General features: G+C 39.3%; 8 protein-coding genes and 1 pseudogene. 1 reads left to right on the top strand and 8 read right to left on the bottom strand.

The genetic code is table 11. The features are described from left to right. Positions 1–167 precede the first annotated feature (167 nt). Positions 168–974, top strand: a complete 807-nt coding sequence (locus LJE11_RS18075) for a helix-turn-helix domain-containing protein (RefSeq protein WP_161275880.1) — start codon at positions 168–170, stop codon at positions 972–974. A 95-nt stretch (positions 975–1,069) separates the two neighbouring features. Here the strand turns inward: LJE11_RS18075 and LJE11_RS18070 are convergent, their stop codons facing one another. The 8 genes and pseudogenes from LJE11_RS18070 to LJE11_RS18035 all read right to left on the bottom strand — a co-directional run bounded on the left by LJE11_RS18070 (position 1,070) and on the right by LJE11_RS18035 (position 8,834). Beyond that, on the bottom strand, positions 1,070–1,720 hold the full coding sequence (locus LJE11_RS18070) for a sodium ion-translocating decarboxylase subunit beta (RefSeq protein ID WP_161275879.1): 651 nt from the start codon (positions 1,718–1,720) through the stop codon (positions 1,070–1,072). Between the two features lie 47 nt (positions 1,721–1,767). Then, on the bottom strand, positions 1,768–2,385 hold the full coding sequence (locus LJE11_RS18065) for a Type 1 glutamine amidotransferase-like domain-containing protein (protein ID WP_005930833.1): 618 nt from the start codon (positions 2,383–2,385) through the stop codon (positions 1,768–1,770). Between the two features lie 51 nt (positions 2,386–2,436). Continuing rightward, a pseudogene (locus LJE11_RS18060) lies at positions 2,437–2,821 on the bottom strand (TnpV protein). Between the two features lie 402 nt (positions 2,822–3,223). Further along, positions 3,224–3,406, bottom strand: a complete 183-nt coding sequence (locus LJE11_RS18055) for a tyrosine-type recombinase/integrase (protein WP_226845253.1) — start codon at positions 3,404–3,406, stop codon at positions 3,224–3,226. Between the two features lie 118 nt (positions 3,407–3,524). After that, positions 3,525–5,096, bottom strand: coding sequence for a recombinase family protein (locus LJE11_RS18050; protein WP_026648813.1), 1,572 nt, complete (start codon positions 5,094–5,096; stop codon positions 3,525–3,527). After that, positions 5,093–6,784 (bottom strand): recombinase family protein, encoded by a 1,692-nt coding sequence (locus LJE11_RS18045; RefSeq protein WP_026648814.1) that lies wholly within the window; start codon positions 6,782–6,784, stop codon positions 5,093–5,095. The genes LJE11_RS18050 and LJE11_RS18045 overlap by 4 nt, the downstream gene beginning before the upstream one ends. 1 nt (position 6,785) lies before the next feature. Then, positions 6,786–8,477 (bottom strand): recombinase family protein, encoded by a 1,692-nt coding sequence (locus LJE11_RS18040; RefSeq protein WP_055059651.1) that lies wholly within the window; start codon positions 8,475–8,477, stop codon positions 6,786–6,788. A gap of 108 nt (positions 8,478–8,585) precedes the next feature. Continuing rightward, the gene (locus LJE11_RS18035) at positions 8,586–8,834 is read right to left on the bottom strand and encodes a DUF6870 family protein (RefSeq protein WP_015568866.1); all 249 of its coding nucleotides are present in this window, start codon (positions 8,832–8,834) and stop codon (positions 8,586–8,588) included. Positions 8,835–8,898: the final 64 nt, after the last annotated feature.

Here is an 8,898-nt window from a genome sequence, read left to right as displayed (position 1 = left end):
TAATCCATCGATGAACTACCTGTATCATAGAACATTTTTGTGCCCTGTGCCGTATGTCCACAAAGTAGGAATTAAGGGTAAAAATCGGAAATTTCCACGATTGCGGAAAGTGTGATATAATCCAGTTAAGCGGCAGAAATACAACCGCTGGAAAGGAGCGTGCGCCCATGAAAGGAGCAACTACCATACAGGAACGTCTTTGGGAACTCCGCAAGGACAAAGGCTTAAATTTGGAAGAATTATCGGAGCTGACGGGCATTTCCAAATCAGCTCTTGGAAGTTATGAGAAAGAGAATTATAAGGAAATCAATCATGGCAACCTTATCACGCTGGCAGACTTCTATGAGGTTTCCGTTGATTATCTGCTGTGCCGGACAGAGAACCGGGAACAGATCAACACACCATTAACAGGGCTTCATTTGAACGATGAGATGGTGGCACTTTTGAAAAGCGGTCGAATTAACAACCGTCTGCTCTGTGAGCTTGCCACTCATAAGGATTTTATCAAGTTTCTTGCGGATATTGAGATTTATGTAGATGGGATTGCCACCATGCAGATTCAAAACCTCAACGCCCTTGTCGATACTGTCCGGCATGAAATCATTGAACGGTATCGCCCCGGCGAAGATGACCCCCATTTGAAAGTGCTACAAGCCGCCCATATCAGCGATGATGAATATTTCAGCCACATGGTGCTGGATGATCTCAACCTCATTATCCGGGATATTCGGGAAGCCCACAAAAAGGATAGTGAAAGTGCCCCACAGACCACCGTTGCCGATGAACTGAAAGAAAATCTGGAAGCGGTCGAAAATTTCAAGGGTAGTCGGGATGAAAAGCTGGTCATCCTTTATTGCAAGCAACTCGGTATCAACTATAAAAATCTGTCGGAAGAAGAATTCCGCTGGCTCATTCGGATTCTCAAAAAATCAAAGAAAATGGGAACGCCTATCAGCCAGAGGAAAAAACGGTAACAAAAAACCGCTGTTGCATGGTTGTGTTAGCTTCCATGTAGCAGCGGTTTATGCTGTGGTTATTCAGTTGAAATTTCAGAAAGACAGGCTGGAATTTATGAACTTAATGCCGTTACCAATGATAAATATCTTTCTGTCTTTTTCTTAATATCATCTTCACTAACACCATAATAGATATACAAATCTTTTGAAATTTTCTCAAACTGTTTCATTACTTTCTTGTTTCCAGAATAAGATATACCGAATATATTCCAAATATAATCTATCTCCATCTCAAGAGAATCATCACCGATTCTTATTTCATATAGATGAAAGTTCATAGGAATTACATTATCTGGCATTTCGGCAATCATTTCGCTTCGAGTCTTTATTTTACAAAAATATTCTCTGACAGATTCTTCATTAGAAACATCCGGCTTTGGAATATCCTTCATTTCACCTAAAACTTCTGGTTTATGCTGTAAAATCAAACTCTCCTTTAGGTTTTTTTGTTGTTCAATATATTTTCTCTCAGTTGAATTAGTTTCAATTAGATTGTAGGTATTCATTGCATATTGTACCAATTCATCAAGAGTATGTGAATCTGCAACCACTTTCTTCTCTACTATCTTACGTCTATATCTGTAGATAATATTTCGCATCCTTACTTTTAGAGGCTTTTTCCGTGTTCTGCCAGCTATAAAAATACTTGTTGGGCCATCTGCACCACCTATTATTGAAACTTCACTTTTGCTTTTTTCTTTCATAAGTGTTCATCCTCGCAAATTGGAATTTGACTAATCCTACATGTGCATCATATTACACTCATGTAATTATCCTCTACATAAACAGCTTTTCCATCAGCAAGCTTAATCTCATCTTTGCCGTTCGGTAATACTGTTGTTTCAGAACCATTCCAATGGGGGATAATAGGATTGTCAATAATATGTAATCCATCTGTTAAATTTCCCGCCGCATACATACTTCCTGCACTGATTCCGACATATATAAGTCCGTTTTTAATTGCATTATTAAGTATTCTATCAAAACCAGTTCTAGACATTTCACGACAAAGCACAGATACATCACCACCACTGACAAAAACAGCATCAAATTGGTTTAATTCTTCAAAAGTTAATAGCCTTGTAAGCATAAACGGGGTTGTAACATACGAAGAATAGGTTCTTTGATAGTCTTTTGAAAGAATTAATTCCAGATTGTACACTAATATATTTTCGTACTGAATTCCCATTAGAAAGAGTTCATGAAAACATATTGCAAGCGACTCTCTTGCACCATCTGTTTCAATGCCAGCTGTTGGAATGTAAAGCACTTTCACATCCTTCGGACACTTTCCAATAATATCAAAGAATTTCTCTTTCATCTTATCGGTCAACCCTGCAGATGTAAGAAATAGATGTTTTCCATTCATATTCTTTTACCTCGTCAAACTCCGATTTATCATAATCATTCTACCATACCGTTATGAATAAATCATCTCATGCAAAACAATTTCTTCTGCCCGATTGTGAATGTTATTGCAACGCTGCACCCATTCCATCTGACAGATACTCTTTAATTCTTCTGTGACCCCCCTCAGCAGCTTTCATCTGCTCTATGATTGTATCTAATCGCTTCTGTGCCTGTTCGTTCAGATCTGCAAGATATGTCCATAATTCCCCTGTCAGGGTCAATGTATTCAATCTGGCTGGGTGGACTTCTCTTAAATATTCCCGGTGCATCCGTCCGTACTTTCCGATAGGGCGGTGTTCCTCCGGCAATTTCAAATCTGGTAAATAATAATCTCCATTCAGAGTGTAATGCAGTCCGTTTTTCTCTTCATAAATGTGTTTCTTTAATCCGCTCATATTTTTAATCTCCTCATTCTGGTTTGTTGTTTCTGCAAGTCTGACTCTCCAGAAATATTGGTAAATCATTGGTAAAATCGAGAATTGAACACAAGAAATGCTATTTATAGAAGTATTTAAGACGATTTAAGACTTTTTCTCACGAACAGTAAATCCTGCCGTGGCAAACAAAAAGCACTCGTATCATTGCTTAAAACTCCTTGAAATGCTGTATTTACGCTGTTTACAGGCATTTTCCGATAATTTTCAATCCTGTCATTTTCCTGTATATCACAGCATAAATTCGTATATTTTCTTATCCAAATTTAGTAACTTCTTAGTAATAATCAGCCTGGAAAACAGGCTTTCTAAGAACCTTATAATCAGATTATTCTTAATTCTTTTTTCTATTATTTTATCATACTATGCCAGTTTTGCAATCCTATTCATCTCTTCTTTTGCATCAATTAATCCCAGATGCGTATATACATTTAACGTAACCCCTATATCAGAATGTCCCATTAAATATTGGAGTGCTTTCGGATTCATTCCAGCTTTCGCCATATTGGAACAATATGTATGCCTGCATACATGTGGATGTGTCAAGTATAGGACAAAAAAAATTTTATTTTTTTCTGCCGAAGACTATCTGACGCTTCCATCAGGTAGTCCCAGCACCTTTATTATCTTCTGGTAAGTCATTCTTGTCCTGCTCAAGTTACCTCTATTCTGAAAAAATATCGTCAAAATTCCATTCGATTTCGATTTCATCCTGACTATGAACACGGATCACCTTGATAATCTCACGCAGCTTCTCTGTATCGAACTTCTGAATTCCCAAGAAATCTTTTAGTTTTATTTTATCAGAAAGTTCATTTTGTTCAAGAAGCTTTTTACTATTCTCCGCATCTTCTATCTTTCGTTTTATTTCCTCCAGCTGTACACTTATCTTTCCTGCTCTCTGCTTATACGAATCACGATCTATACGACCATCTTTGTAATCATCATAGAGTTTCATCTTTTCCGAGGTCAACTGTCGGCTCTGTTTTTGCAATTCTGCGGTATTGATCTCTTTGTCGTCGCATTGCCTGTTGGAAGATACTTTCTTTTCTTTTTCCAATATTGACGCTGCATACTGATGAACAAGCCCAAGGATATTCTCCTCCAACGGTTCCCGCCGGATCACCAGACTTCGACACACAGGATCTCCATTGGTTCGGGCATCTGAACATTTCAGCAAATGCTCTGTTTCTTTTAGCAGAGAATGCCCGCAGTTAGCACATAGCAACAATGCCGGCTGTTTTTTACGTCTTTCCAGAGTAAAATTGGTACGTGATTCCGCAACACTTCTCTTCTTTTTCGGATGCATTTCATTTGCTTTTTCAAACAATGCCCTGTCTATAATTGCCGTATGATGATTTTCCAGGCGAACCCATTCTGTTTCATCATTCAGAACTGCTTTATGACCGGTATGCATACTGCAACGTGTTTTTCCCCAGATTCTGGTTCCAATATAAATCTCATCCCGGACAATTGCCGCTACTGTCGTAGGGCTCCAGTGTTTCTTTTTGATCGTGTCAAACCTCTGGAACTGCACCTGATCCCCTCTTGATAATTTCTGCTCATCACAAGTGGCAATCGCCTGTCCGTTCAATTCCCTTGTAATATCCGCAAAACTTGTTCCTTCCGCTGCCATCCGAAAAATCATTTTCACGACTTTTGCAGCCTCTGGATCTACTTCCAGCCTTCCATCTTTTCCTTTTTTATAGCCATATCTGGCATTTACCGGAAGGCGTGTACCATTTCTCGTTCTTGTCTGCAATGCTGATGAAATTTTCTTGGACAAATCCAGGCTATACATATTGTATACCAGATTCTGCAATGCTACATTCATTCCACCAGTCATTCCGCTACTTGCTGCACTGTCATAGCTGTCATTAATCGAAATAAATCGAATCTGTAGAAGTGGAAAAATATATTCAATATAAAATCCAACTTCCAAATAGTCTCTTCCAAATCTGGAAAAGTCTTTCACAACTACACAGCCGATTTCTCCGCTTTTCATGTCATCCTGCAGCTGTTGAAATCCCTGCCTTTTAAAATGAGTACCGCTGACACCGTCATCCACATATTCCAGAATATCCGACTCAACTACACCCAGCTCATCAATTACAAATGATTTTAACAGAATTCTCTGAGAAGTTACACTGTCGCTCTCTTTTTTGGCTCTGCCATCTACATTGTCATCTTCTGCAGACAAACGGATGTAAACAGCTGTTTTTCTAAGATCTGTCATCTTGACTGCGCCTCCTTCTCTTTCTTTAGTTTCTGTAAATCTGCAAACTGATCGTCATATACCAGCTTGATCTCATAATCATACTTACCATGGATAATAATTGAATCCACAAAGGCATCTGCCATTTCTTTTGTCAGCTTACGCTTTGACATATAAGTATGTATCACATTTCCCCAGCCTTCTTCAATGTGGTAATCCTGGGAATACCGAACCTGTGCCGCCAATACTGTGTCCAGACGGCTCTTGATATTCTCAATTTCATTGGAATAGATCCGAGAAAACTGTATGTATTCTTCTTCTGTAATCAAACGTTCGGAATAGTCTTCATATAAATCCGATTTACGCTTACTGATACGGCTTAGTTCTCGTCGAAGTTTTCCTACCTCTTTATCCAAAAGCAGGTACTGTGTCTGATTTTTGGAAGCTGCATTCATTTTCTGAATCATTTTTTCTGTATCCAATACGGTTTTCATATGCGTTTGGATCAGGCGAAGAACATCGTCATCCACATATTCTTTTCTGACTCTGTGCCCTTTGCATTGCTTTCCTCCGGATTTATGGTTAGTATTGGCTCCGCAGATATAAAAGAATGTGCCATTTCTTTCTCTGGACAACGTCATGCGGTTGCCACAGCCTCCGCACCATATCTTTCCTGTATAGAAATTATGGTTTCTAATAGCCCCATTGTTCTGCTGATGTTTCTTCTTATAAGCTTCCGTATATTCCTGGATTTTAGATTGTACCTGTTGAAACAACTCTCTATCTATAATCCCTTCATGCGTGTTCTCCACATGCACCCATTCACTCTCTGGTCGATTTCTCTGTTTATTTCCCTGGAAAACACTTTGCTGATATTTTCCAAATACAGAATCACCTGTGCAATGAACATCCTGAAGAACTCGTTTCACTTCATAATTGTTCCAGGGTTTTGACTCCGGAAGCGGCTTCTCACCGGTTTTATAGAATTTTCTCTGTAAAGTCGGCGATAAAACTCCATCTTTATTGAGCTGTCTTGCAATATCACTATAGTTCCTGCCATCCATATACATAGAAAATATACTTTTCAAATGTTCTGCAGCTTCTTCATCAACGATCAGCTGATGATGGTCTTCTTCTGACTTTCTGTAACCATACGGTTCCCAGGCACTTGTAAATTTTCCTTTTTTCCAAAGAGCTTTTTTTGCGCTGCTGCTCTTTTTGGCAAGGTCTTTCGAATAGAACTCATTGATAATATTCTTCAGTGGAACTGTAAGATCCACACCCTCTCTGAAGGAATCGAAATCATCTGTCACAGCCAGGAATCTTACATGAAAAAACGGAAATACTCGTTCAATATAGTTGCTGGTTTCGACATAATTTCTTCCAAGTCTGGACAAATCTTTTACAATAACACAATTGATTTTTCCATGCTTGATATCTTCCATCATCTGTACGAATCCAGGACGGTCAAAATTTGTACCTGAATAGTCTGAGTCCTTATAAACTTCCGCAACCGAAATATCTTCCGTATCTGCTACAAAGTTTTTCATCAATTCCACCTGGGTTTCTATCGTCCCTCTTTCTAATGTTTCTTCTGTTTCCATTGAAATTCTGGCATACAATCCTGCCCGGAATGGTCTTCTCACCTCTGTCTGGACGGTTGCACTGCCGACTACTGTCGGAATGTTTTTCCTACTCTTTCGTGCCATTTTATACAACCTCCTTTACCTTGACCTGCAGATTATTATCATCATCTACTACCGTATCAACTCCCATAGCCGGTAATTGATTCAGCAATGTCTGATAACAATCATCAAAATCAAAAGTGATCTCTATATTCTTTTTATCATATACTCTGATTTTCCTGATCAGTTCTACCACCACTGTGCGGGACAGTTCTTCAATATCCTGATATTTCACAAAATAATCCAGCCAGGTATTGGCATTGTCTGCTTTTTCCAGCTCACTATCCATTTCTTTCTGGATTGCACGGATACTCTCTTCCGCATTTCTAAGCCTCTTTCCATAGGCTGCATGAAGCTCTACATAGTCTTCTTTTGATACAATGCCCTCTTTCATATCCGAATAGAGCATCATCCGTAACTCCTTACAACGTTCTGTCTCCTGTTTTTTCTTCTCCAGCCTGTCCTGCAGCTTCTTCATATTGATCTCCTGAAATGGCACAGTACCAACAAATTCCAGGACTCTTTTCAGGTGCAGGATATTCTGGATATGCTGTTTCAGCATCACCAGTACGGCATCTTCCAGATCCTTTTCCGGTATTCTATGACTAGAACAGCGTTTTGTTTCTTTATTTGCGGAACATAGATAATAAGCATATTTTTTCCCTGCCACAGTAGAAACCTTTCTTGTCATAGGTGCACCACAATCCGCACATACAGCAATTCCGGATAACAGATATACTTGCTTTTGGTCAGGCGAAGTACGTGTATCCATGCCCAGAAGTCTCTGAACAATTTCAAAATCACGGTCACTCACCAATGGCTCATGATTTTTCTCAATCCGGATCCAGTCATCTTCCGGTTTCACATAAGTCTGCTTCACTTTATGGTTCGGTGTCGTCCTTTTTCCCTGCACAAGGTTTCCGATATAAACCTCGTTTTCCAGTATCCTGCGGACGGTAACGGAACTCCAAAGTGCCTGTTCTTTCTGCCGGAAGCCTGTTTCATAACGACTGCCGTTGCTGATTTTATACTCAAATGGGGAAAGAATACCCAGTTCATTTAGACGATTAGCGATTGCATCCTGACTCATTCCCTGCAGCTTCATCTTAAAAATATCCTGTACTACACTGCCTGCAGATGGATCAATCTCTAATTTATGCTTATCTGTCTTTGTCTTCCTGTATCCAAAAGCTACAAACGGAGTCACACACTCACCTTTTTTCCTCTTAATCTCAAGATTACTCCTGATCTTAATAGAAATGTCACGGCAATAAGCATCATTGATTAAATTCTTAAATGGGATAATAATTTCGTCTGCCTGATTCTTTCCCTTGAGACTGTCATAATTGTCATTGATGGCAATAAAACGCACACCAAGAGCCGGGAATAATCTCTCGATATACTTCCCGGAATCAATATATTCCCTTCCAAATCGTGATAAATCTTTTACCACTACGCAGTCTACAATCCCACGCCGGATATCTTCCAGCATTGCCTGGAATGCAGGACGATCAAAATTAGAGCCTGAGTAGCCATCATCAACTCGGACTGAAACAACTTCTATATCTTTTTTGTCTTTCAGGAAATCCAGAATCAAAGCTTTCTGGTTAGAAATGCTGTTACTTTCCAGTTTTGCTGAACTGGAAATATCGCCATCTTCTTTAGATAATCTGACATAGATGGCGGCATGATAGATTTTATTGATATTCTGATACATATCTTACCTCCTTTTATTACGTCAGAAAATCCATGTAATAAAAGGGGGCTGCATAATTTGTCCTTACCGACATTCTAACACAGTCCCCTCAATCTTGCCAGTACTTTTTCAGACACTCAGAAGCATATTCTCAAATGCCTGCTCCATAGATATACCGTTATTGGCAAATCTGACTTTTACTTTCATATTACCGATCCGGACCAGATAAGGATTTCCTACTTTATTCAGGAAAATATCTCTCCGTTCCTGAAGCGATTTATTTCTGTCTGCTTTTATCATCCGTAGATCAGTCATTTCATTGATATCTACGTCACTGAAATCCTGCTCCAGATAATTTCTATATTCCTCTGCCGTCATGCCCTTCTCCTTCCATTCCCATCTGAATCTGTACTGCTTTCAGTACCCGATCCAGGCTCCACTT

The sequence above is a fragment of the Blautia sp. DFI.1.216 genome, assembly GCF_020594215.1.
Lineage (GTDB): Bacteria > Bacillota > Clostridia > Lachnospirales > Lachnospiraceae > Blautia_A > Blautia_A wexlerae.
The sequence above is the reverse complement of the archived record's forward strand: the minus strand, read 5'-3'. Positions and strand labels throughout refer to the sequence as shown.